General features: G+C 65.4%; 23 protein-coding genes. 14 read left to right on the top strand and 9 right to left on the bottom strand.

What is annotated here, in order from left to right; translation table 11 throughout:
• Window positions 1–11: 11 nt before the first annotated feature.
• The 9 genes from ACPVPU_RS05595 to ACPVPU_RS05555 all read left to right on the top strand — a co-directional run bounded on the left by ACPVPU_RS05595 (window position 12) and on the right by ACPVPU_RS05555 (window position 8,689).
• The gene (locus ACPVPU_RS05595; protein WP_448659983.1) at window positions 12–2,684 is read left to right on the top strand and encodes a TonB-dependent receptor plug domain-containing protein; all 2,673 of its coding nucleotides are present in this window, start codon (window positions 12–14) and stop codon (window positions 2,682–2,684) included.
• A 176-nt stretch (window positions 2,685–2,860) separates the two neighbouring features.
• Entirely contained in the window at window positions 2,861–3,235 is a 375-nt protein-coding gene (gene rplU, locus ACPVPU_RS05590) for a 50S ribosomal protein L21 (RefSeq protein WP_448659982.1), read from the top strand.
• Between the two features lie 31 nt (window positions 3,236–3,266).
• A complete protein-coding gene (rpmA, locus tag ACPVPU_RS05585) occupies window positions 3,267–3,536 on the top strand; it encodes a 50S ribosomal protein L27 (RefSeq protein ID WP_448659981.1) in 270 nt (89 codons plus the stop codon).
• Window positions 3,537–3,722: 186 nt separating this feature from the next.
• Entirely contained in the window at window positions 3,723–4,283 is a 561-nt protein-coding gene (locus tag ACPVPU_RS05580; RefSeq protein WP_448659980.1) for a GNAT family N-acetyltransferase, read from the top strand.
• A 60-nt stretch (window positions 4,284–4,343) separates the two neighbouring features.
• Complete coding sequence (locus ACPVPU_RS05575) at window positions 4,344–4,958, top strand: TetR family transcriptional regulator (RefSeq protein WP_448660426.1); 615 nt, start codon at window positions 4,344–4,346, stop codon at window positions 4,956–4,958.
• 45 nt (window positions 4,959–5,003) lie between these two features.
• The gene (gene obgE / locus ACPVPU_RS05570; protein WP_448659979.1) at window positions 5,004–6,053 is read left to right on the top strand and encodes a GTPase ObgE; all 1,050 of its coding nucleotides are present in this window, start codon (window positions 5,004–5,006) and stop codon (window positions 6,051–6,053) included.
• Window positions 6,054–6,092: 39 nt separating this feature from the next.
• Window positions 6,093–6,650: a Uma2 family endonuclease gene (locus tag ACPVPU_RS05565; protein WP_448659978.1), complete on the top strand. Its 558-nt coding sequence runs from the start codon at window positions 6,093–6,095 to the stop codon at window positions 6,648–6,650.
• Window positions 6,651–6,686: 36 nt separating this feature from the next.
• Entirely contained in the window at window positions 6,687–7,787 is a 1,101-nt protein-coding gene (proB, locus tag ACPVPU_RS05560) for a glutamate 5-kinase (protein WP_448659977.1), read from the top strand.
• The gene (locus ACPVPU_RS05555) at window positions 7,784–8,689 is read left to right on the top strand and encodes an NAD-dependent epimerase/dehydratase family protein (protein WP_448659976.1); all 906 of its coding nucleotides are present in this window, start codon (window positions 7,784–7,786) and stop codon (window positions 8,687–8,689) included. Before proB ends, ACPVPU_RS05555 begins: the two co-directional genes overlap by 4 nt.
• Before the next feature lie 144 nt (window positions 8,690–8,833).
• Here the strand turns inward: ACPVPU_RS05555 and ACPVPU_RS05550 are convergent, their stop codons facing one another.
• Window positions 8,834–9,253, bottom strand: a complete 420-nt coding sequence (locus tag ACPVPU_RS05550; RefSeq protein ID WP_448659975.1) for an OmpA family protein — start codon at window positions 9,251–9,253, stop codon at window positions 8,834–8,836.
• A gap of 103 nt (window positions 9,254–9,356) precedes the next feature.
• Between ACPVPU_RS05550 and ACPVPU_RS05545 the strand changes: the two genes are divergently transcribed.
• The 4 genes from ACPVPU_RS05545 (at window position 9,357) to lptG (ending at window position 13,576) form a co-directional block, all read left to right on the top strand.
• Window positions 9,357–9,602: an acyl carrier protein gene (locus tag ACPVPU_RS05545; RefSeq protein WP_448659974.1), complete on the top strand. Its 246-nt coding sequence runs from the start codon at window positions 9,357–9,359 to the stop codon at window positions 9,600–9,602.
• Between the two features lie 114 nt (window positions 9,603–9,716).
• Window positions 9,717–10,976, top strand: a complete 1,260-nt coding sequence (spt, locus tag ACPVPU_RS05540) for a serine palmitoyltransferase (protein ID WP_448659973.1) — start codon at window positions 9,717–9,719, stop codon at window positions 10,974–10,976.
• Window positions 10,977–11,282: 306 nt separating this feature from the next.
• Entirely contained in the window at window positions 11,283–12,476 is a 1,194-nt protein-coding gene (gene lptF / locus ACPVPU_RS05535; protein WP_448659972.1) for an LPS export ABC transporter permease LptF, read from the top strand.
• A complete protein-coding gene (lptG, locus tag ACPVPU_RS05530) occupies window positions 12,473–13,576 on the top strand; it encodes an LPS export ABC transporter permease LptG (RefSeq protein ID WP_448659971.1) in 1,104 nt (367 codons plus the stop codon). The genes lptF and lptG overlap by 4 nt, the downstream gene beginning before the upstream one ends.
• A 376-nt stretch (window positions 13,577–13,952) precedes the next feature.
• Here lptG and ACPVPU_RS05525 read toward each other — a convergent pair whose 3' ends face one another.
• Entirely contained in the window at window positions 13,953–15,062 is a 1,110-nt protein-coding gene (locus ACPVPU_RS05525) for a fatty acid desaturase family protein (RefSeq protein ID WP_448659970.1), read from the bottom strand.
• 144 nt (window positions 15,063–15,206) lie between these two features.
• Here ACPVPU_RS05525 and ACPVPU_RS05520 point away from each other — a divergent pair, with 144 nt between their 5' ends.
• A complete protein-coding gene (locus ACPVPU_RS05520) occupies window positions 15,207–16,364 on the top strand; it encodes an N-acetyltransferase (RefSeq protein WP_448659969.1) in 1,158 nt (385 codons plus the stop codon).
• Between the two features lie 208 nt (window positions 16,365–16,572).
• Here the strand turns inward: ACPVPU_RS05520 and ACPVPU_RS05515 are convergent, their stop codons facing one another.
• The 7 genes from ACPVPU_RS05515 to glnE form a co-directional block, all read right to left on the bottom strand.
• Window positions 16,573–16,827: a hypothetical protein gene (locus ACPVPU_RS05515; protein WP_448659968.1), complete on the bottom strand. Its 255-nt coding sequence runs from the start codon at window positions 16,825–16,827 to the stop codon at window positions 16,573–16,575.
• 164 nt (window positions 16,828–16,991) lie between these two features.
• Window positions 16,992–17,765, bottom strand: a complete 774-nt coding sequence (gene xth, locus ACPVPU_RS05510; protein ID WP_448659967.1) for an exodeoxyribonuclease III — start codon at window positions 17,763–17,765, stop codon at window positions 16,992–16,994.
• A 15-nt stretch (window positions 17,766–17,780) separates the two neighbouring features.
• Window positions 17,781–18,122 carry an iron-sulfur cluster insertion protein ErpA gene (gene erpA / locus ACPVPU_RS05505; RefSeq protein WP_448659966.1) on the bottom strand — a complete coding sequence of 114 codons (342 nt, stop codon included), beginning with the start codon at window positions 18,120–18,122 and terminating at the stop codon, window positions 17,781–17,783.
• Between the two features lie 65 nt (window positions 18,123–18,187).
• The gene (locus ACPVPU_RS05500; RefSeq protein ID WP_448659965.1) at window positions 18,188–19,420 is read right to left on the bottom strand and encodes a M23 family metallopeptidase; all 1,233 of its coding nucleotides are present in this window, start codon (window positions 19,418–19,420) and stop codon (window positions 18,188–18,190) included.
• A gap of 107 nt (window positions 19,421–19,527) precedes the next feature.
• Window positions 19,528–20,286, bottom strand: coding sequence for a ferritin-like domain-containing protein (locus ACPVPU_RS05495; RefSeq protein ID WP_448659964.1), 759 nt, complete (start codon window positions 20,284–20,286; stop codon window positions 19,528–19,530).
• 35 nt (window positions 20,287–20,321) lie between these two features.
• Window positions 20,322–20,789, bottom strand: a complete 468-nt coding sequence (locus tag ACPVPU_RS05490; protein ID WP_448659963.1) for a peroxiredoxin — start codon at window positions 20,787–20,789, stop codon at window positions 20,322–20,324.
• Complete coding sequence (gene glnE, locus ACPVPU_RS05485) at window positions 20,786–23,473, bottom strand: bifunctional [glutamate--ammonia ligase]-adenylyl-L-tyrosine phosphorylase/[glutamate--ammonia-ligase] adenylyltransferase (RefSeq protein WP_448659962.1); 2,688 nt, start codon at window positions 23,471–23,473, stop codon at window positions 20,786–20,788. Before glnE ends, ACPVPU_RS05490 begins: the two co-directional genes overlap by 4 nt.
• Window positions 23,474–23,546: the final 73 nt, after the last annotated feature.

Raw genomic sequence — 23,546 nt, 5'->3', positions numbered from 1 at the left:
GGGGAGCTTTGATGATTGCACGAACCACCTCCGTGCGCGCGCTTGCGATAGCAAGCCTGTGGGCGTTGCCCGCAACCGCATGGGCAGAACCCGTCCTGGCCGATCCGGCCAGCGACGAACCGATCGAAACGACTGAGCCGGCGGCCCAGGACGTTGCCGATGAATCGATTATCGTCACCGGCACCCGTCGTACCGACCGAACCGTCACCCAATCCGCCGTCCCGATCGACGTGTTTTCCGCGCAGACGCTGGAAACCCAGGCATCGGGCGACATGAACAACCTGCTGCGCAACCTGATCCCCTCGTTCAACGTCGCGCGCTTTGCCATTGCCGATGGTTCGACCTTTGTGCGACCGCCGACGCTGCGCGGCCTGCCGCCAGATCAGATCCTGGTGCTGGTGAACGGCAAACGCCGCCACCGTGCCGCGCTGGTGCAGATCGGCGGCGGCAGTCTTGCGGCCGGTGCCCAGGGCGCCGACTTGGCCCAGATTCCGACGATCGCCATCGAACGCATCGAAGTGCTGCGCGACGGCGCGGCCGCGCAATACGGGTCCGACGCGATCGCCGGGGTCATCAACTACGGCCTGAAGCGGGATGCCGGGCTGGAAGTGAACAGCCGGATCGGCCAGACGTTCGAAGGGGACGGCGAGAATTATCAGCTCGCGGTCAAATACGGCCTGCCGTTGCCGGAGGGCAATTATGCCACCATCGCCTTCGAATATCTCCGGTCCGAACAGACCAGCCGGGGCGTGCAACGGCCCGGTGCCGCATTGCTGGCGGCGTCAAACCCCGCCCTTTACGGCAATATCCGCAACCCGGTTCAAATCTGGGGCGATCCGCAGGTCGAGGCGTTTCGCGGGTTCATCAATGCCGGCTTCACCGTCACCGACGACATCGAAGCCTATTTCTTCGGCAATATGGGTCAATCGGATCAGGAAGGCGATTTCAACTATCGCCAGCCGGTTTCGATCACCGGCCCGAATGCACTGGGCACGGGAACGCAGAATTACGCCCTTGCCGGCGGCATTTTCAACACCCTGTACACCACTCCCATTCCGGGGCTGACCGATGCCCGCGGCCGGCCGGTCTATTCGGCGGAAGGGGCGACATTCAATTTCCGTTCGCTCTATCCGCTCGGCTTCACCCCGCGCTTCTATGGTACGGTCAAGGATCTATCGACGGTCGGCGGTCTGCGCGGCAATCTGGGCGGACTGAATTTCGACTTTTCGGCCAGCTACGGCGAAAACTCGATCGACTATTACATGACGGAAACGCTCAATCCGTCGATGGGACCGGAATCGCCGACCGACTTCTACATGGGCCGGCTGACCCAGCGTGAAACCAACTTCAACGCCGATTTCACCTATCCTGTGGACATTGGCCTGGCGTCCGACCTGACGATCGCCTTCGGTGCGGAGCACCGCAACGAAGCCTATCAGATCTCGCTGGGCGATCCGGCATCCTATGCCATCGGCAATTACGGGCTGCAGACCGTCCAGCGGGCCGACGGGACGCGGTTCGTCAACACCGCCCAGCAGCTGGGGTCGAACGGCTTCCCCGGCTACGGTCCGGATTCGACGGTGAACCAGGGCCGGAACAGCTATGCCTTTTACGGGGAGCTGGAAGTCGATCCGCTGCCCGGGCTGTCGGTTTCGGGTGCGGTCAGGCACGAAAATTTCGACCTGTTCGGCACCACGACCAACTGGAAGGCGACGGCGCGGTACGAATTCAGCCCGGCCATCGCCGTTCGCGGCGCGGCCAGCACCGGCTTCCGCGCACCGACCCCGGGCCAGTTGTTCACCACCAACGTCGCCACCGCGTTCCAGGGGCCGAACCCGATCGAATCGGCCATCTATCCGGTCAGCTCCCTGGCAGCCCAGGCCGCCGGCGCCACCCCGCTCAGTCCCGAAAAATCCAAGAACTACTCAGCGGGCCTGGTCCTGACCCCGCTAAGCTCGCTGTCGGTGACCGTCGATTATTACAATATCGAGGTGGATGACCGTATCGGGCTGACCGGAACCATCTTGGTGGACAACGAGGCCAAGCGTCAGATCCTGCGCAATGCCAATGTTGCCAACGCCGAATCGCTGGGCCAGCTGCGGTACTTCACCAATGCCTTCGCCACACGGACGCAGGGCGTTGATGTCGTCATCAGCTATACCATGAACACGGGCCTGGGCCGGTTCGCGACGACGCTTGCCGGCAACTACAACGAAACGGAGGTTACCCGGGCCGACACGATCGACACCGGCAATGCCTTTGGCGTGCTGACGCTCATCAATCGCGAGCGTCGGGGCGACATCGAAAACGGCATTCCCAAATTCCGGGGCAACATCACCGAAACCTTTACCAGTGGTCCGGTGGCGGTGACGGGCAGGGCCAGCTATTTCGACAGCTACACCAGCTTTGCCCTGCCCGCGAATGGCGGCGATCTGAAAATCGGGTCGGAATGGACCTTCGATCTGGAAGCGGCATATCAGCTGACACCTTGGGCAAGGGTGGCGATCGGCGCCGAGAACATCTTCAACAACTATCCGGACAGGAACTACCGCGCGACGGGCCTGGCCAACCAGAACTGGTATGTCGCCACCGGCGGTACCATCAGTGGCAGCGTCTATCCCGATGATTCGCCGATCGGGATCAACGGCGGATTCTATTATGCGCGCCTGAATCTCGATTTCTGATCGAGCGGCCGGACAATGACGGGCCGGTGGGGGCAACCCCGCCGGCCTTTCTTTACCACCCGGGCGGAAATACCGGGCTGTTCGGTTGACTTTCCCCCCCCTATCGCATAGCTGGCCCGCTCACTCGCGGTGGCTTTGCCCTCGCGGGACAGGTTTTATTGGGAAATCGCCGGAAAATGTTCGCAGTCGTACGCACGGGCGGCAAGCAGTATCGCGTTGCCGAAGGAGACAAGATCGTCGTCGAGAAGATCGATGGCGAGGCCGGTTCGTCGGTCACGCTGGGCGACGTTCTGCTCGCCGGCGAAGGCAGCGAGCTGAAGCCGGTGGACGGCCTGACCGTCACCGCTGAAGTGATCGCACAGGCCAAGGGCGAGAAGGTCATCGTCTTCAAGAAGCGCCGCCGCCACAATTATCGCCGCAAGAACGGCCATCGTCAGCAGCACACGATCCTGAAGATCGTCGCCATCGGCGAGCAGAAGAAGAAGGCCGCCAAGGCCAAGAAGGCAGAGGCCGCTCCCGCCGAGGCAGAAGCCCCGGCCGCGGAAGCCTGAGCCCCACCAAGAGACACGAGGAGTATAGGTCATGGCACATAAAAAGGCAGGCGGCTCGTCGCGCAACGGTCGTGATTCGGCCGGTCGTCGTCTTGGCGTGAAGAAGTTCGGTGGCCAGGAAGTGGTCGCGGGCAACATCATCGTGCGTCAGCGCGGCACCAAATTCTATCCGGGCACCAATGTCGGCATGGGCAAGGATCACACCCTGTTCGCACTGATTGATGGCCGCGTATCGTTCCGCGAAGGCAAGCTTGGTCGCAAGTTCGCATGCGTGGACATGATGGCGGAAGCAGCCGAATAACATCGGACAACCGGCCGGGTTGTCCACCAGGACGACCCGGTGTTCCCCGGCAACGGCGGAACCAGCGAACAAGGGAGACGGGTCGTCCCGGCTCCCTTTTTTCGTGCTCCCTCCCCTTCGGCTTCTGACCCCAAATCGTCATGTCCGGCGTTCATGGGGCCAGAACAGAACAGAGGAGAGTGACCCATGTTCGTGCGTACCCAGCGGTTGTTGCTGCGTCCCGGCTGGATCGAGGATGCACCCGAACTTGCCCGTGCCATCGGTCATTGGGACGTGGTGCGCCAGTTGTCCCGCGCGCCGTGGCCCTATGGTACGGCGGACGCCGAACGGTTTCTGTCCGACATGCGGTCCACACCGAAAGCCGCTTCGTTCCTGATCTGTGCGCGCGATGGCGATCATGCGCCCATCATTGGCGGGATCGGCTACGGTCCGCTGGACCATCGCCCGACCGAGTTCGGCTATTGGCTGACCCCCGCTGCCTGGCATCGCGGTTATGCGACGGAGGCCGGGCGGGCGGTGATCGATCTGGCGCGCGCGATGGGCGTGCCGCGCCTGACCGCCAGTCATTTCATCGATAATCCGGCGTCGGGCCGGGTGCTGTCCCGGTTGGGCTTCACGCCCAACGGTACGTCGCCCGGATGGTCGGCAGCGCGCGGCCAGCATGACGACTGCATCACCATGGCACTTGACCTGGATACCAGGCGCGTGATGGGCGGCGACGATCCCGTCGAACGCATGGCAGCGTGAATGGGCGGCCCGGACGCATCCTTTGCGTTCGGGCCGCAATTGCGCCAGACTGGGCCGATCATGACCGGTACCCTCGCATCGCTTTCCCCCCGACGTCGCCTGAGCCCTGAGGAGTCCCGCGAAGCCGCGCTTGAGGCCGCGCGTACCCTGTTGATGGAAATGGGACCGCAGGCGGTGACCCTGAAGGCAGTGGCAGCGCGCATTGGGCGCACCCATGCCAATCTGCTCCACCATTTTGGCAGCGCGGCAGGATTGCAGCGCGCGCTGATCGCGCATCTGGCGGAGACGATTACCGCCAAGATCGGCGCGGCCGTGCTGCGGTCGCGCGAGGGGGATCAGAACCCGCGCGAGGTGGTGGACCTGACCTTCGATGCTTTCGACACGGAGGGTGCCGGTGCCCTGGCAAGCTGGATGATCCTGTCCGGCAACGAGGATGCGCTGGATCCGATCTTGGAGGCGATCCACGGGCTGGTCGATGAATTGGCCAAGGACAGCCATTTCGCCGAAAGCCATTCGCTGCATGAAGAGACGCTCAGCCTGGTGCTGATGGCGCTGGGCGATGCGCTGCTGGGGGCGCCCATGGCCCGCGCGCTGGGTCTGCCCCGGGAAAAGGCGCGCGAGCTTGCGGCGCGGATGCTGGCCGCGGCACATGACGAGCATCGACCCGCCCCCTGAGCGCGACCCTATCCCCCTGCCCCACAATCGGTTAGATGCGCCGCCATGCATTTCCTCGATCAGGCAAAGATTTTCGTCCGTTCCGGCATGGGTGGCCCCGGTGCCGTCAGCTTTCGGCGTGAAAAGTTCATCGAATATGGCGGCCCCGACGGAGGTGACGGCGGCAAGGGCGGCGACATCATCTTTCAGGCGGTCCACGGCCTGAATACGCTCATTGATTTTCGCTACACCCAGCATTTCCGGGCACCGCGCGGGAAGGGCGGCTCCGGTGCGAACCGGACGGGTGCGGGCGGCGACGACCTGATCATCAAGGTGCCGGTCGGAACGCAGATACTGGCGGATGACGAGGATCGCACGCTGCTGCTCGACCTGACCGAAGAAGGCCAGGAGGTCGTCTTCCTGCGCGGCGGCGACGGCGGGCGCGGCAATGCCAGTTACAAGACCAGCACCAACCGCGCGCCCCGCCAGCATGGTACCGGATGGCCGGGCGACGAGGCATGGGTGTGGCTGCGCCTGAAATTGCTGGCCGATGCGGGCCTGGTCGGTTTGCCCAATGCAGGCAAATCAACCTTCATCAATGCTGTGACCAATGCGCAGGCCAAGGTCGGCGCCTATGCCTTTACCACCACCCGGCCGCAGTTGGGCGTCGTGCGGCACAAGGGGCAGGAATTCGTCGTCGCCGACATCCCCGGCCTGATCGAGGGTGCGGCGGACGGCGCCGGGATCGGCGACCGGTTTCTGGGGCATATCGAGCGGTGCCGGGTGCTCTTGCATCTGATCGATGCCAATGACGCGGATGTGGCAACCAGCTACCGGATCGTCCGCGACGAGCTTGCAAATTATGGGGCAGGCCTGACCGACAAGCCGGTGATTGTTGCGCTGAACAAGATCGACACGCTGGACGACGAGCTGATCGCAGCGCTTTCCGCCGAACTGGAGGAAGCGAGCGGCGGACCGGTGATCCCGCTGTCGGGCGCCAGCGGCACCGGCATCGACTGGGTGCTGGACCAATTGCTGGAGGCCATCGGCGATCGTGCCCGGACACCCAGCGATACGGACGATGGCGAGGACGCGATCGAATGGTCGCCCGTCTGAGGTGCTTCCGCTGAGCTGGCGCGGCTGGTAAATGAAGCCATGGCAACGCAGATTCATTATCCGCTGCTGACCGCGCGCGAGTTTCTCGAGATCGATTTCGGCGAGCATAAGGCGGAGCTGGAAAACGGCGTCATTCGGATGATGGCGGGCGGCACCGCTCGCCATGCTGCGGTCAGCGGCAACATCTTTGCCGGACTTCGTCAGCGGCTCCGCGGCAAAGGGTGCACGCACTATAATTCTGACATGGCCGTTCAGACCCATAGTGGCGGGGTTCGCTACCCCGATGTCACCGTGTTCTGCGGCCGGGACGGTACGGCAAATGACGACGCAAAAGCCTTCGATGATCCCAAGGTGATTTTTGAAGTGCTTTCGGCTGGCACCGCGAGAACCGATCTCAATATGAAGGTGCCTGAGTACAAGGCATTGCCCAGTGTCGATACGATCGTGATGATCGATATTGCAACGGAGCGGCTGCACGTTCATCAGCGCACCGCGACCAATGGCTGGAACGAGCAGCCCTATGACACGCCGGTCGATCTGCATCTGCCCAGCCTGAGCGTGACGATGCCGCATGACGAGATTTTCGCGCGGGATTGATTGGCGCTGCGCCTGACCCGCGCTAAGCGCATCCCCATGCACCTGTTCCCGCCCGCATCCTGCCCGCGCCTGATCGTCAAGATCGGATCGGCGCTGCTGGTCGATGATGGGGGCGTGCGGCGCGACTGGCTGGCGGGCATAGCGGCGGATATCGCTGAGCGGGCGCGGGCCGGGCAGCAGGTGGCGGTCGTGTCCTCGGGCGCGATTGCGCTGGGGGCGCGGCGGCTGGGGCTGAGCAAAGGCGGACGCGCGAGCCTCGAGGATGCGCAGGCGGCGGCGGCGACCGGGCAGATTGCACTCAGCCAGGTCTGGGCCGAAGTGCTGGGGGCCAAGGGGCTGACGGCGGCGCAGATGCTGGTGACGCTGGACGACCTTGAGGATCGGCGGCGATACCTGAACGCATCGGCGACGCTGGACCGGCTGCTCGGGCTGAACGTCGTGCCGGTCATCAACGAGAATGACAGCGTGGCGACGGCCGAGATCCGGTTCGGCGACAATGACCGGCTGGCGGCGCGGGTGGCGCAGGCGGCGGGGGCGCAGGGTGTCATCCTGCTGTCCGACATCGACGGGCTGTACGATCGCAACCCCGCCCTGCCCGGCGCGGTCCATATCCCGCTGGTCGAGCGGATCGACGGCGGGATCGAGGGGATGGCCGACCGGGGTTCCGCCAGCGGCATGGGATCGGGCGGCATGGTGTCGAAGATCGAGGCGGCCAAGATCGCATGCGGGGCGGGCGTTGCGCTGGCAATTGCGTCGGGCCGGATCGACCGGCCATTGTCGGCGGAGGCGCGGCATACGCTGTTCGGGCCTGAAAAGCGGGCGCGGGCGCGCAAGGCATGGCTGGCCGGCCGTTTGACGGCAAAGGGCAGCATCGTCGTCGATGCGGGCGCAGCCAAGGCGCTGAGCGAGGGCAAGAGCCTGTTGGCAGCGGGGGCAGTATCCGTCCGCGGTGCGTTTTTCCGGGGTGACCCGGTGACGATCGAGGGGCCGGCGGGGCCGATTGCCCGGGGATTGTCGGAATATGATGCGCATGATGCCGCCCGGCTGCTGGGCAAGCGCAGCGACGAACAGGCCGCGATCCTGGGCTATGCCCCGCGGTCCGCGCTGGTCCACCGCGATCATCTGGTGATGCTGTGATCATTGCGCTTACCGGCGGGACGGGGTTTGTCGGTACGCGGCTGATCGAGCTGGCGACGCGCAACGGCCATGACGTCCGGGCGCTGACCCGGCGGGATCAGCCGGAGCGGCCGGGCGTCACCTGGGTGCCGGGCGCGCTGGACCGGCCGGACAGCCTGACTGCGCTGGTCAGCGGTGCGGGTGCGGCGATCCATGTCGCGGGCGTGGTGAACGCACCCGACCGGGCCGGGTTCGTTTTGGGCAATATCGACGGCACTCAGGCCATGGTCGATGCGGCAAAAGCGGCTGGGGTTCGTCGTTTCGTCCATGTCAGCTCGCTGTCGGCGCGGGAGCCGAACCTGTCCGTCTATGGCTGGTCCAAGGCGGAAGGCGACAAGCGGGTGATGGCGAGCGGCCTCGATTGGACCATCGTGCGCCCGCCAGCCATTTATGGCCCCGGCGACCATGAGATGCTGGAGATGTTCCGGCTGGCCAGGCGGGGCTTGGTGCCCCTGCCCCCGCCCGGCCGCTTTTCGACGATCCATGTCGACGACCTTGCCCGGCTGCTCTTGGCGCTGGCGCTGGAGCCGGTGGGCATTCGTGCGGTCTATGAAGCGGATGACGAGACGCCGGGGGGGTGGAGCCATGCCGATTTCGCCCGCGCGCTGGGCCGGGCGACGGGCGGCCGGGGCATCCCCCTGTCCCTGCCCCGCCCCGTCCTTGCGCTGGCAGCAAAGGTCGCCCGCACAGTGCAGGGTGACAGGGCCAAGCTGACGCCCGACCGGGTGGGGTATATGTGCCATCCCGACTGGACGGTCGCCGATACCGCCCGCCCCCCGGCCAGCCTGTGGCGCCCAAGCATCCCGGCGGAACAGGGGCTTGTGGAAACGGCAGCCTGGTACCGGGATGCGGGGCTGCTCTAGGGTGACGGTCCGGTTGGACGGTTGACAGTTTTGACGAAATGAATGGGTGTACGGACGGCGTGTCAACCAACGCCCAGCCTGTCGACCACCCTCTCGCCTGTCTGTAGCTCCAACCGCCATCCGACTGGAAAAGCAGCCGAAATCCTACTTTTCAAGCGTTGGCCGCGAAGACGGGGCAAAGAGGATTTCGACCCGCCGGTTCTGGACCTCCCGGATGTCGGGACCGGTTTCGATGAGCGGGCGCGATGCACCGAGCGCCTCGACCTCGATCTGGTCCGGGGCGACGCCGTGGCCCATCAGCCAGCGGTCCACCGCCCGGGCCCTTGCGTCGGCAATATCCGGCGTTTCGCTCGTATCGCTGTGACCGGAAATGACCATCCGGGTCGTGCCGCATGCACCACGGTTACGCACCGAATTGGTCAGAATTTCAATTGCCCTGTCGTCCAGCGCGGCCGATTCCCAGTCGAAAAAGAAAATATATGGGCCGGGCGTACAGCTCAGCGCTGCCGCCTTGGGCGCCGTACCGGCAACGGCAAGCGACAGGAAGAGAACGAACCAGCGCATCGTCGGGATGCTTCGCGCTTTTCCGCTCCGCTGGCAATGGGGCCGACCCCGATTTCGCCGCATTCGCTTGGCAGGGGACAGGCAGCAGATTAAGGGACGCCGCATGACCGACCGCACCCAGATTTTCGAGACCGTTTCCGGCCTGATCGAACCGTTCAACAAGAAGGGCGTTGCCCTGAGCGAAGGCACGACCTTTGCCGGCGATCTGGAATGGGACAGCCTGACCGTGATGGATTTCGTCGCATCCATCGAGGACGAGTTCGACATCATCATCACGATGAACATGCAGGCGGAAATCGAGACGGTCGGCCAATTGGTCGATGCGGTGGTGAAGCTGAAGAGCGCTTGAGCGGAAACATTAAACCGTTCGGGCTGAGCTTGTCGAAGCCCTGCCCTGTTTGCCCTATGCAGAAGGACAGCGCTTCGACGGGCCCAGCGCGAACGGATTTTGGGGTATGAACCGATGACCGAAGCAGCAGCAACCGCGCACGCGCCGACCGAGGCCCTGCCGACGACCGAGCCGCGCGACCTGATGAGCAAGTTCGACGCCCTGATCGCGGAGCGCAAGGCGCTGCTGGACAGCGGCGTCACCGATCCGTTCGCCATCGTGATGGAGCGCGTCACCAGCCCCACCGAAGCCGTCATCAAGGGCAAGGACACGATCCTGCTCGGCACGTACAACTATATGGGCATGACGTTCGACGCCGATGTGATCGCGGCTGGCCATGCCGCGCTCGATCAGTTCGGATCGGGCACCAACGGCAGCCGGATGCTGAACGGCACCTTCCGCGACCATATGGAGGTGGAACAGGCCCTGCGCGATTTCTATGGCATGACCGGGGCCATCGTATTTTCGACCGGTTACATGGCCAATCTGGGCATGATCTCGACGCTGGCGGGCAAGGGCGATTACATCATCCTGGACGCCGACAGCCATGCATCGATCTATGACGGGTGCAAGCAGGGCGTGGCCGAGATCGTCCGGTTCCGCCACAATGACGTGGCCGATCTGGACAAAAGGCTGGGCCGCCTGCCCGCCGATGCCGGCAAGCTGGTGGTGCTGGAGGGCGTGTATTCCATGCTGGGCGATATCGGCCCGCTGAAGGAAATGGTCGCCGTCGCCAAGAAGCATGGCGCCATGGTCCTGTCCGACGAGGCGCATTCCATGGGCTTTTTCGGCCCCAATGGCCGCGGCGTATACGAGGCGCTGGGCTGTGAGGGCGATGTGGATTTCGTCGTCGGCACCTTTTCAAAATCCGTCGGCACCGTCGGCGGTTTCTGCGTGTCGAACCATCCGAAGTTCGAGGCGATCCGGCTGGCCTGCCGCCCCTATATCTTCACCGCGTCGCTGCCGCCCAGCGTCGTCGCCACGGCTGCCACGTCGATCCGCAAGCTGATGACCGCGCATGACAAGCGCGAGCGGCTGTGGGCGAATGCGCGGATGCTGCATGGCGGCTTGAAGGCGCTGGGGTTCAAGCTGGGCACCGAGACGCCCGAATCGGCGATCATCGCCGTCATCCTGACCGATCAGACCCAGGCGGTGGCGATGTGGCAGGCGCTGCTGGACAGCGGCGTGTACGTCAACATGGCCCGACCGCCCGCGACGCCGGCGGGCACCTTCCTGCTGCGCTGTTCGCTGTGCGCCGAACACCGGCCGGATCAGTTGCAGCGCGTGCTGGCGCTGTTCGAAGCGGCGGGCAAGGCTGTGGGCGCGATCGGGTAAGACGACCTTTTGAGGGGTCGCGCACGGGCGCGGGGCAGCTTGTGCTTGTCATTCTGCCCAACCGTTCGTGTCGAGTAGGCATCGAGCCCGTCGAGATGCCGGATCGAGGCAAATGCTGGCCAGCGTTCCTCGATACGCCTTCGCGACAGGCTCGAAGGCTACTCCGGACGAACGGGTTTTAAAGAACATGGGTATCGAGCCGTGTCAGCCGGGGGTGACGCCCGGTCCGGCGCTCGCTATATCCACCCTTCAATTCATGAACGCCCGCGTTCAAGCGGGAATGCCCGAAAGGCCTGGCCGCGCGTCATGCAATCCATTGACCGCTACATGGCGCGATTGATCGCGGTGCCGCTGATCTCGACGCTGGTCATTGCCGCCCTGCTGCTGGTGCTCGACCGGATGCTCAGGCTGTTCGACTTTGTCGCGGCAGAGGGCGGGCCGGTCAGCGTCGTGTGGCGGATGCTGGCGAACCTGCTGCCCGAATATATGGGCCTGGGCATCCCCATCGGCATGTTGCTTGGCACGCTGCTCGCGTTCCGCAAGCTGGCGACGACGTCGGAACTGGACGTGATGCGCGCGGTGGGCATGGGATATGGCCGGTTGATGCGCGTGCCGTACATGTACGCCATCGGCCTGGCGCTGCTGAACCTGCTGATCGTCGGCTGGGTCCAGCCCTGGTCGCGCTATAATTACGAGGAACTGCGATTCGACCTGCGTTCCGGCGCATTGGGTGCGTCGATCAAGGTGGGCGAATTCACCACCTTTCCCGGCAACATCACCGTCAGGATCGAGGAAAGCGGGGACAACGGCACCCGGCTGAGCGGCATCTTTGCCCAGATGCGCCAGGACAATGACCGGTGGATGGCGGTCGCCGCGGATGGCGGGCAGTTCCTGGCGACGGAGGACAAGGAAACCATCCTGTTCCGGCTGACCAACGGCACGCTGATCCATTACGAGCCGGGGTTCGTCGAGCCGCGCGTCCTGACCTTTTCCCAGCATGACCTGCCCATTCCGCTGCCCAAATCCGAAACCTTTCGCGGGCGCGGCGGGGCCAATCTAGAACGGACGCTGCCCGAGCTGATCCGGGTCGGGCTGGACCCGGCAACGCCCGCCGATGATCGCAACAAGAGCTGGGCGAACCTGCATTTCCGGCTGGTGGAGGTAGTGACGATCTTTCTGTTGCCGCTGCTGGCGCTGGCACTGGGGGTGCCGCCCAAACGCTCGACATCGGCGCTGGGCGTGTTCGTGTCGATCGTGATGATCGTGACGCAGCACAAGATCAACGAATATGGCGAGGATTTCGGGGCGCTGGGCCGGATCGATCCGGTCATCGCGCTGTGGGGACCGTTCGTCATCTTTGCCGGGCTGGTCGGCTGGATGTACTATACCATCGCCTATGTCCCCGGCGGCCAGCCGATCGGTGCGCTGGAGCGCGTGTTCGGCAAGGCGGGCAAGGCGCTGGCCCGGTTGATCCCCGGCAGACGGAGAGTGTCGGCATGAGCGCGAACAGCCCGTCCTTTTTCCCGTCGCGCACCTTGTCCATCTATATGGCCAAGCTGTTCATCACTCGCACCATGGCAGTGCTGGTGGCGCTGGTGCTGGTCCTGCAATCGCTGGACCTGTTGTCCGAAAGCGCCAAGGTGCTGGCTGCGCCCGGAAACGGCGATGCCGAGATCTGGAAATATGTCAGCCTGCGCGTGCCGGAGCTGATCGCGCGGTTCCTGCCCTTTTCCGTCTTGCTGGGCACGATCGTCGCGCTATCCACGCTCAATCAGAACAGCGAAGTGGTCGCGATGAAGGCATCGGGCCTGTCCGCGCATCAGGTGCTGGCCCCGCTGATCCTGGCGGCGCTGGGCGTGGCGGCGGTATCCTTTGCGTTCAACGAACGGATCGTGTCGCGGGCGACGTCGACGCTGGATGCGTGGCGCGCGGTCGATTATGCCGCTGTCGAGGTCGATCGAGGGGACCGGGCCAATGTATGGGCGCGCGACGGCAACAACCTGATCCGGGTCACCCGGGTCAGCGGCCGGGGCGAGGCGACGCGGCTGGAGGGAATCACCGTTTACGAACGCGATGGCGGCCGGCTGATATCCGTGCTGACCGCAGCAACCGGCGTGCGCGAGAACGGGCAATGGCGACTGGACGGGGCGCGCCGTTTCCTGGTCGGACCGGCGCGGCTGGAACCGCTGGGGCCGGTACGGCTGGGGCGCGAGGTACGCCCGGACCAGTTTTCGCTGGGCAGCGTCAATGCCAATGGGCTGTCCTTTACCGAATTGTCGGCAGCGATCGACGACCTGAAAGCCGCCGGTCGCCCGACCAAGGCGCTGGAGGGCAGTTTGTGGCACAAATTGTCTTCGCCGCTGTCGGCGGTGCTGATGCCGCTGCTGGGCGCGATATCGGCCTTTGGGCTGGCGCGATCGGGCAAGCTGTTCGTGCGCGCGGTGATCGGCATGGCGTTGGGCTTTGCCTATTTCGTGGCCGATAATTTCGCGCTGGCGATGGGCAATATCGGTGCCTATCCGCCGTTCCTGGCGGCATGGGCACCGTTTCTGCTGTTCCTGCTGATCGGCGAAGCGGTGCTGATCCGAACGGAGGAATAGCGGGCGCACAGGCGACGGCGCAGGGCATGTCTGGCGGGGGCACCGCCCGCCCGTATTCAGCGCCCCTTCGGGCTGCCCAGCCGCCAGCCGGTGCCGGGATTATACATTTTCAGTCCGCATCCCTTGCACCGTGACAGGGATATCCCGTTGGCATCGATGACGGCCAGGCGACCGTTCCGATGATGACGCCCGATCAGGCATCCACCCAATTGCAAAAGGTTCACGCGCCACCTCCATCCCCATGGTCTGGCATGGCTGCACGGCTAGCCGCTGTGCAGCTGCAGCATGAATAGCAGATTGGAGATCGGAACGCGGTTGCAAATGTTACATGCGGAAGCCGTCGCAGGTAACGCCCGGGCCGACCGGCGACTGCGGATCAGCGGCTGCGCTGGTCCATCGTCTTGCCGACCAGCATCGCCAGCAGCCCGCCGAGCCCGTCATAGCTGGCACGGTGATAGGGCGAGGACGGGTCCACTGCCGCGCTGATCCGGCGATGCGCTTCGCCGAGCGAATGATAGGGCACGCCCGGCAACAGGTGGTGCAGCGCATGATAGCGAAGGCCGACCGGTGCCCAGAGGAACGGCAGCAATCCGGGCGGCGGCACATTCACCGAATCGAGATACTGCGCGGTCAGGCTCAGCTGCTCGCCGTCATTTTCCCACAGATGCGCGACCAGCGTCCGCACTTGGTTTACCACAGCGGCCATGCTGAGCACCGCCATGAAAATGGCGAACCCGCGGACCGGCACGGCACCCATGACCATGCCCAGGATCAGGGCATTGGCCCACAGGCTGGTCGCGGCGGCCTGCCAGCGCCACTGACGCGCAGCCGCACCATCCGGCGTCTTGCGACGGAAAGCCGGGTTGATCGCCAGCGCCGACCAGCGACTGACCAGGAAGGCGCCGAAACGCGGGAATAGCGCAGCCAGCGGCGTCAGCAGGGCAAACCGGATCATCAACGCCAGCGGCACGATGGCCGACAGTGCGACAAACGCGGGGACGCTCCACGGCTTCATCAATGCCAGCGGCAGATATTCGGGATCCTGATCCGTGCCGTACCGCTGTTTGGCGTGATGCAGCTGGTGCACCCCTTCATACAGGAAGCTGGGGACGAACAGCGGGATGCCGATCAGCAGGTTCCAACCGGTACGGAAACCGGGCAGCTGGCCGTGTTTGACATGAGTCAATTCGTGGATGAAGCTTTCGGCCCGATACAGTGCGAATACCGCGACCACTGCGGCGGCCAGCGCCGCCCAGCCGCTGGACCAGCCGATCGCCACCGCCAGCGCGCCATAGCCGATCACCGCCGACCCGATCAGGTCTGTCCAGTAGATGCGCGGGCTGGCCCGGTGCAGATCGCGGCTCAGCTCGGCCGCAGTCTTCAGCATCGCCCGGTCGTCCGCAGCGGGACGGCGCGCAGGATGCACGCCAACGGGCGCCGTCGTTCGTTCGGCATGATGCCGGTCAAGGCTGGTATAGGCGTTCATGACACGCAACCCATGGCGGATAATCGTGGCAGGATGGTGGCGCAGCCGCCCCGGTCCATCCGATCAGGTGAGCCAAACCCGCCGTTGCTTGACATCACCGATGGTAAAAGGGACTTCAACGCCCAAAGTTCAAGAGGGTAAGACGTGGCCGATCCGAAACTAACCGTTCGCCCGGTAACCGGTGCCGCCGACCGAAAGGCGTTCATCGACCTGGCCTATCGCCTGAATGCCAGTGACCCCAATTGGGTGCCGCCCTTGCGGCAGGAAATGTCCGAGCGCATCGATCCGGCCAAGAATGGGTGGTTCAGCCATGCCGAGGCGCGGCTGTTCCTGGCCGAACGGGACGGCAGGATCGTCGGGCGGATCAGCGCGCATATCGACCGGCTGGCACTGGATATGCCCGCCGAGCAGGGATTTGGGCCCGGTACTGGCTTTTGGGGCCTGTTCGAGGCGGAGGATGCCGCCAGCGCCGCCGCGCTGATCGAACGGGCGGAGGCAGAATTGCGCGCCATGGGCATGACCCGCGCGATCGGCCCGGTCAGCCTGTCGATCTGGGAGGAGCCGGGACTGTTGATCCGGGGGTTCGACCACCGGCCCACCGTGATGATGGGCCATAACCGGCCGGATTATCAGTCGTGGATCGAGGCGGCGGGGTATCAGCCGGTCAAGCAGCTGCTGACCTATGACCTGGACATCACCAACGGTTTCCCACCGCTGGTCAACCGGATCGTCGCGGCGGGCGAAAAAAGCAGCCGCATCGTCATCCGCCGGGTCGACAAGAGCCGTTTCGCCGAGGAAGCCGCGCTGATCCTGGGCATCCTGAACGATGCATGGTCCGACAACTGGGGCTTCGTGCCGCTGACCCAGCCCGAAATCGACGATGTGGGCAAGAAGCTGAAGCCGATCGTGTTCAACGACCTGATCCGCATCGCCGAACTGGATGGCGAAGCGGTGGCGTTCATGATCACCCTGCCCGACCTGAACGAAGCGATTGCGGGGTTCGATGGCAAATTGTTCCCGTTCAATTTCCTGAAGCTGCTGTTGTGGCTGCGCCGGCCCCGTTCGCGGACGATGCGCGTTCCGCTGATGGGCGTGGTCAAGCGATTGCAGGCATCGCGCATGGCAAGCCAATTGGCCTTCATGATGATCGAATATATCCGGCGCGACGCAGTGGCCAAGTTCGGCGCGAGCCGAGGCGAAATCGGCTGGATCCTGGACGATAACCAGGGGATGAAGGCCATTGCCGACGCGATCGAGGCCAAGGTCAACCGCGTGTACCAGGTCTATGCCCGGACGATCTGACGACCGACGCTGATGGAAAAAAGGCCCGGACCCGGCGCTCGCTCTGGGGAAGCGGCATGGCCGGGACCGGGCCGAAGTCATCCGCGCGGGCATGGCTGAAAGCAACGCCCGCGCGGTGGGGCAGTGCCCCTGTCCGGGGTTGCGGCGGACGGGGCATATCGGGTCCGGCACCGGCGCTGGGGACGCCCGATGCCGGACCGATCAGAAGTTACTGCTTCAGCGGATCGACGCCTTCGGCCAGCCACTGGTCGCGGGTCATGCAGACCTGGCGAACGATGCGCGTGCCGGTGGACGTGGTACCCATGCAGTAACGCTGGGCCCGCTTTTCCTTGGCCGCTTCTTCCTGCTTGGCAGCAGGCTCGGGCTTGGGTTCCGGCAGGCGCGCATGGGCGACCGTGCCAAAGGTGGTTGCGACGAGAACGGCCGAAGCGGCGGCGGCGAACAGCTTGTGAGCGCGAAACATGATTTCCTCCCTGGTGTCACAGGCGGGGGCAATTGCCTGTACCAGAGATAGTGCATTAGCCGTGCCAAACACTGTAAGTCAGATTTATCAATGACTTAGCGAATTTCCGTTTGGCGCTTTTCGCCACTCCGCAGGAAAATACGCCAAAAGGCGGCAAGCGCCGATCAGTGTTTCAGCCGGACCCAGGTCGGCGCGTGATCGCTGGCCTGTTCCCGTCCCCGATGTGCCTTGTCGACACCGGCATCGACGAACCGATCGGCCGCTTCCGGGCTGAGCAGCAGGTGATCGATGCGGAATCCGGCATCACGTTGCCAGGCACCCGCCTGATAATCCCAATAGGTCCATACGCCGCCATGGCCATATCGGGTGCGCAGCGAATCGGTCCAGCCGCGTGACAGCAGGGCGCGGTAGCCGCCGCGCGATTCGGGCTGCATCAGCGCATCCTCCGCCATGGCCCGCACCGAATAGACGTCATCATCGTTGGGGATGATGTTGAAATCCCCCGCCAGCACGACCGGCCGCTCGGTGGTCAACAGGCCGTCTGCATGCGCGTGCAGCCTGTCGATCCAGCGCAGCTTGTAGTCGAACTTCGGCCCCGGGCGCGGATTGCCGTTGGGCAGATAGATGGATGCGACGATCAGGTCGCCGACCTCCGCCTCGATATACCGGCTCTGTTCGTCCTCCGGCTCGCCGTCCAGGCCCGTCCGGCGCAGGGTCGGCGCTTCGCCGCGCGACAGGATGGCGACGCCGTTGAACCCTTTCTGTCCGTGCCAGACGCCGCGATAGCCGGCAGCCGCGACGGCATCCGCATATTGCTCCGGCTCGGCGGATTTCAGTTCCTGCAGGCAGACGATGTCCGGCTGCTCCTCGGTCAGATAATCGATCAGCCGAGGCAGCCGCGCCTTGATCCCGTTGATGTTGTAGCTGGTGATCTTCACCCGATCGTCCCGCGATCAGACGGCAAAGCTGGCGCCGCAGCCGCACCCGGCAGCAGCGTTGGGATTATCGACGCGGAACGCCGCGCCGCCCAGCGATTCCACGAAATCGACCCGCGCGCCGCGCAGCAGGTCCAGGCTGATGCTGTCGACCACGAGCCGCACCCCGTCGGTTTCGGCAATGCGGTCGTCCGGTTCGATCCCGTCGGCCAGGCCAAAGCGATACTGGAAGCCGGAGCATCCCCCGCCTTCGACCGACAGGCGAAGGATGGCGGGCTTTTGCTGGCGCTCCGCGATCCACGCAACGCGGGCGGCGGCGGACGCGGTCAGTTGCAGTTCGGTCTGGGGTTCATCGGACATGGCATGGAAATAGGCGCGATCCGCTGCCGGAGCAATGACCGGCCCGGTATCCGTGGCAGGCTGCCCTATTTGCTGCCGCCGGTCGGGCCGCCGACCGATGCGGTCTGGCCATCCGCCGCACGCTGTTGCGCTGCGAGCAACGTTGCCGGGGCCTGCAGGTAGGGAACCGGGTTGACCGCACGGCCGTCGATGCGGACTTCGTAATGCAGGTGGCTGCCGGTGGAACGGCCGGTCGAACCCATCAGCCCGATGATCTGTCCGCGACGGACCCGGCTGTTCGGCGCGACCATGATCTTCGACAAATGGCCATAGCGGGTTTCGATGCCGCGCCCGTGATTGATTTCGACCAGGTTGCCATAGCCGCCATAGCGCCCGGAGCGCCCGACGATCCCGTCGGCGGTGGCATAGATCGGCGTTCCGACCGGCCCGGGAATGTCGATCCCCGCATGCATCGCAGCGGTGCCGCGGAACGGATCGGACCGGACGCCGAACGTGCTGGTCAGCGTAAGATTCTCAACCGGCTGGGCCGACGGAACGGCGATCACCGCCTGCTCAAGCGAATCGAGCTTTTTCCAGCTGCTGAACAGGGACCGGAACTGGGCATCCGCCTCGCCCGCAGCAACGGTGCCGGCGGGCACGGCCGCATCGGCGGCGGCTTCGTCCACCGGCTCGAACGGACCACCCATCGCCCCGCGCACCGGCGTCAGTCGATCGGGGTTCAGCCCCATCCGACGCAGGCTGCTGGCGGTGACGCGGTAGCGAGCGTCCAGCGTCCGACGCGCCTCAGCCGCCAGCGTCACCTGACGCGCAGCCACCCGGTCGAGCGGAGCCAGCACGGCGCTGGCCAGTTGCTGGTTGTGGAACGATGCGTCATCCTCGGCCAGCAAGGCGGCCTTCAGCGCCTCTGCATCCGGCTTTTCGCCGGTCAGCGCGGCGGCGAGCAGTGCCTGACGCTTTTCGACGCGGGCGGCATGGGCGACCGCAGACTTGCGCAGCCGCACCACATCGGCCTGCATCCGCGCAACCTGAGCCTCCATCCGCGCAACTTTCGCCGACGGCGACTGGTCGCCCATCGCACCCGTGGCGATCAATGCCTGGGTCGCGGCCGATATGGTGCCGTAGAGGCAGAGGGCGACCACCAGGGCCGCGATGGCAGCGATCCATGCCTGAACCCGGCCCGACAGGCTGAACCGGCGCAGGCCGCGCCCGTCGTGGAACAGAAAATCACGCGTAACGAAAAAATCGCGGAGCCGATCGCGGAGCGCGGCGTTCGATGAGTTCGTTGTCGTTTGCATCATGTGGCTTCGGCGACCCGTGTGCTTGCCGCCGCAGCACGCCGCGACGGTCGGTTTGGTTCATCCGGGTGGTGCCCTCCGCTCCGGATGCGCCGTTCTGACCTTCCGCGTCAGCTTTCCGCAAGTGCCAGATAGTATTCGCGCGTCAAACCGGCCTCGGCCCGCGCTGAGTCGTTGAACGGAGGTTTAACGATCCCGCGAAAGTGCCGTTCGACAAGGGTTTTCCACAGGTTTTGGGGAATCGCCTGTTGCGCCGCACAACCGGATTCGAACCAGCGCGTGCCGATGCCGACATGGCGAATTTCGTCGGTCAGAATGCGCGTCAGGATGCGCGCGGTATCGGCATCGCCGGCGGCCAGCATCCGGTCGATCGTCGCAGGCGTCACGTCCAGCCCCCGCGCCTCCAGCACCATCGGCACGATCGCCAGCCGGGCCAGCGGATCATGCGCGGTGGCGGCCGCCGCCTCCCACAGGCCGTCATGCGCCGGCAGTGCGCCATAATGGCTGCCCAGCGTCCGCAGCCGCCGGTCGAGCAGGGCGAAATGCATCGCCTCGTCAGCGGCGACCCCCATCCAGTCGTCGACGAAAGCGCGGGGGAACCGGTTGCCGAACCGGCCGACCAGGTCCACCGCCAGGTCGATCGCCACGAATTCGATATGGGCAAGCGCATGGATCAGCGCGATGCGGCTGCGCAGCGATCCCCCCTTGCCCCGGCCCGGCATCCGATTGGGCGGCAGCAATTCCGGCCGGTCGGGTCGGGCGGGACGGTCCGGCATCGCGCCGTCGAAGCGATGCGCCAGCCGTCCCAGCCGCCAGTCGCGGGCGGCACGGCGGGCGGCCATCACCTTGGCCACCGGATCGGCGGCCATGAGAACGGCGCGGGCGGCGTCTGACAGGCTGTCGGTCAAAGGGCGCGGGCGGCGGCCAGCACCTCTTCGGCATGGCCCTTCACCTTCACCTTGCGCCATTCGCGGACCAGTTTGCCCGCGGCATCGAACAGGAAGGTCGAACGGTCGATCCCCAGATAGGTCTTGCCGTACATGGATTTTTCGACCCAGGCGCCGAATGCCTGAAGCACGCTATTGGCGTCATCGTCGCTGGCCAGCGGGATGGCGAGGTCATATTTGGCGATGAACTTGCGGTGCTTGGCCGGGCTGTCCTTCGACACGCCGATCACGGTCGCGCCCAGCGCATCGAAATCGGCCTTCAGCGTGGAGAAATCCTTGGCCTCGTTGGTGCAGCCGGGCGTATCGTCCTTGGGATAGAAATACAGGACCAGCGGCCGGCCGGCATGGCTGGCCAGCGATACCGTGCTGTCGTCGGACAGCGTCAGCGGCAGATCGGGCAGCGGATCGCCAATCGCAATCGTCATCCATCGGGCTCCATCACAGCATGCCCGGCGATGTCGGCCAGGCAGACGGCGACGGTTTGCCGCACGTCGCCCAGCCGCGCAAGCATGGTCGGCCAGTCCGCACAGCCCACCGCCCGCGCGATCAGCGAACGGCTGGCCAGGGGCGGCTCCTGCGCATCGGGGGCGACCAGCCGCAGCGCGACGAGCAGTCGGCTGAGCAGATCATGCGCATCGATCATCGCAGGCGGCATCCGGCCACGGTCCACCATGGCCGTCACCGCCGCGCGAAGATCGGTTGCGAACCCGGCCCGATCGGTCAGTTGCGCGATATGGACGGCGAACTCCAGATCGACCAGCCCGCCGGGCAACAGCTTGGCATCCAGCGGCCCGCGCGGCGGCTTGTGCGCCGTCATCTCGGCCCGCATTTGCAAGGCATCGGCGGCGATGTGCCGGTCCGGCCGGTCGCCTGCCAAGACGCCGTCGATCACCGCCTGAACCGCCGCCCGTGCCGCCGGCGATCCATGGATCGGACGCGCCCGGGTGAGCGCCATATGTTCCCAGGTCCAGGCGCTTTCCCGCTGATACTTCGCAAATCCGGCCAGGGACACCGCAATCGGCCCCTGCGTTCCCGACGGGCGCAGCCGCGTGTCGACTTCGTATAACGGGCCGGACGCGGTCTGCACCGACAGCGCGCCCGTGATCCGTTGCGCGAGGCGGTTATAGTAGAGCACCGCCCCCAGCGGCTTTTCCCCCACTGATTCAGCCAGATAGTCGCCGGTGAACAGATAGACGAGATCGAGGTCGGACGCATGAGTCAACGCGCCGCCACCCAGGCGGCCAAGGGCCAGGATGACCAGTTCGCTGTCCGGCACCTGCCCGTGGCGCAGCGCAAATTCGTCGGCCGTCGCCTGTGCCAGCACCGCCACCGCCGCCTCCGCCACCCGCGAATAGCCGCGCGACACGTCAAGGGGATCCGCCGACGCCGCCACGATCTGAACGCCAAGGGCGAACCGGCGTTCGTTGACGTATCGCCGCACCTGATCCAGCAGCGCCTGATAATCGCCCCCGCCCGCCTGGTGCATCTCGGCGGCCAGCGCATCGACATCGCCGATGGGATCGAGCGCGCTGGCATCGATCAACCCGTCCAGCAGTTCTGCCCGCCGCCCCATCGCGTCCGCCAGCGTCGGCGCATGGGCCAGGATCGCACCCAACAGCCGCGCCAGCGCCGGCTGTGCCTCGAGCAGCCGGAACAGGTTGATCGCGCTTGGCAAGCGGGCCAGCAGCGCATCCAGCCGCGCCAGCGCCGCCTGTGGGTCGGCAGCGGCGGCCAGCGCGGCCAGGATGCCGGGCAAGGCAGCCTCAAGCGCCGTTTGTGCAGCCGGGCTGCGAAGCGCCGGATAGGCGGATGATCGCCACGCCGCGATGCGGCGCGCGGCCTGATCCGGTTCGGCAAAGCCATGATCGGCCAGCCATGCCTGCACCGCTTCGACGCCATTCGGGAACTGGTCGCTCCGCCCATCATCCAGTGCGTCATAGGCGGTCCCGATCGCCATGGTCGGCGGTTCGAGCAGGTCAATGAGCGCCTGGCCCGACGGCAGGCCGTGCAATCCAGCGACTGCCGCCAGCGCCTCTGGCTGGCGCGGCAGCTCGTGCGTCTGTCGATCATCGATCATCTGCAGCCGATGTTCGATGGTCCGCAGCAGCCGATAGCCATCCGCCATGGTCTGCGCGATGGCGGGATCGATCCAGCCGGCCTGCGCCAGTGCCGCCAGCGCCGGCAGGGTCGCACCCAGACGCAGCGCCGGATCGCGCCCGCCATGGATCAACTGGTGGATCTGCGCATAAAACTCCGCCTCGCGAATGCCGCCGCGTCCGCGCTTCAGGTCATATCCCGGTCCGATGCGCTGCCCTTGCGCATAATGGTCGCGGATGCGGCTGGACATCAGCCGGATTTCGGCGATTGCCCCGAAATCCAGCGCCCGGCGCCAGACAAAGGGCTGAATCGTGGCCAGGAAACGCTCCCCCAGGCTCTGGTCGCCAGCCGCGGCGCGCGCACGGATGAAGGCCGCCCGTTCCCACGCCAGCGCCTGCGATTCATAATAGCTGATCGCCGCGCCGACGGGCAGCGCGATCGGCGTCGCCTCCGGCGAAGGCCGCAAGCGGAGGTCCACCCGCAGCACATAGCCGTCGGCGTCGCGCGCCTGCAGCAGTTCCACGACCCGCCGCGCGATCCGGACCGCCGCCATGTCGGCCGGCTCATCCGGCCGACAGGGCAGCGTTTCGGGATCGTAGATCAGGATCGGATCGATGTCGGAGGAATAGTTGAGCTCGCCGCTGCCCTGTTTGCCCAGGGCGATCGCGCTGAATCCGGTAGGCTCCGCACCGGGCGTCCGTTCCTCGATCGCGATGCGAATGGCGTGATCCAGCGCAAGATCGGCAAAGGCCGACAGGTCGGCAACCGTCCGTTCAAGCGGATGCAGCCTGGCAAGGTCGCCCATGGCCACCGCCAGGGCCAGCCGCGCCCGCGCCAGCCGCAGCCGACGGGCGGGCGGGCCATCCTCTGCCAGCACCCGGCCCGCCATCCCAACCGGATCGTCGATCCATGGCGATGGCTGGTCCACCATTTCGGGAAACCGTTCGATCAGTCGGCGCAGGAATGGCGAATGGCGCTGCATCCGGTCGATTGCATCGCTGATCGCGTCCATTGCCGTGCCCCTCATGTCCAACTAGCGGCATATTCCGTTGCCCATGGCAACGAAAGCGAACGTACGGCGTTCA

The sequence above is a fragment of the Sphingomonas paludis genome, assembly GCF_053502515.1.
This window is presented reverse-complemented; position numbering and strand designations above follow the sequence as displayed.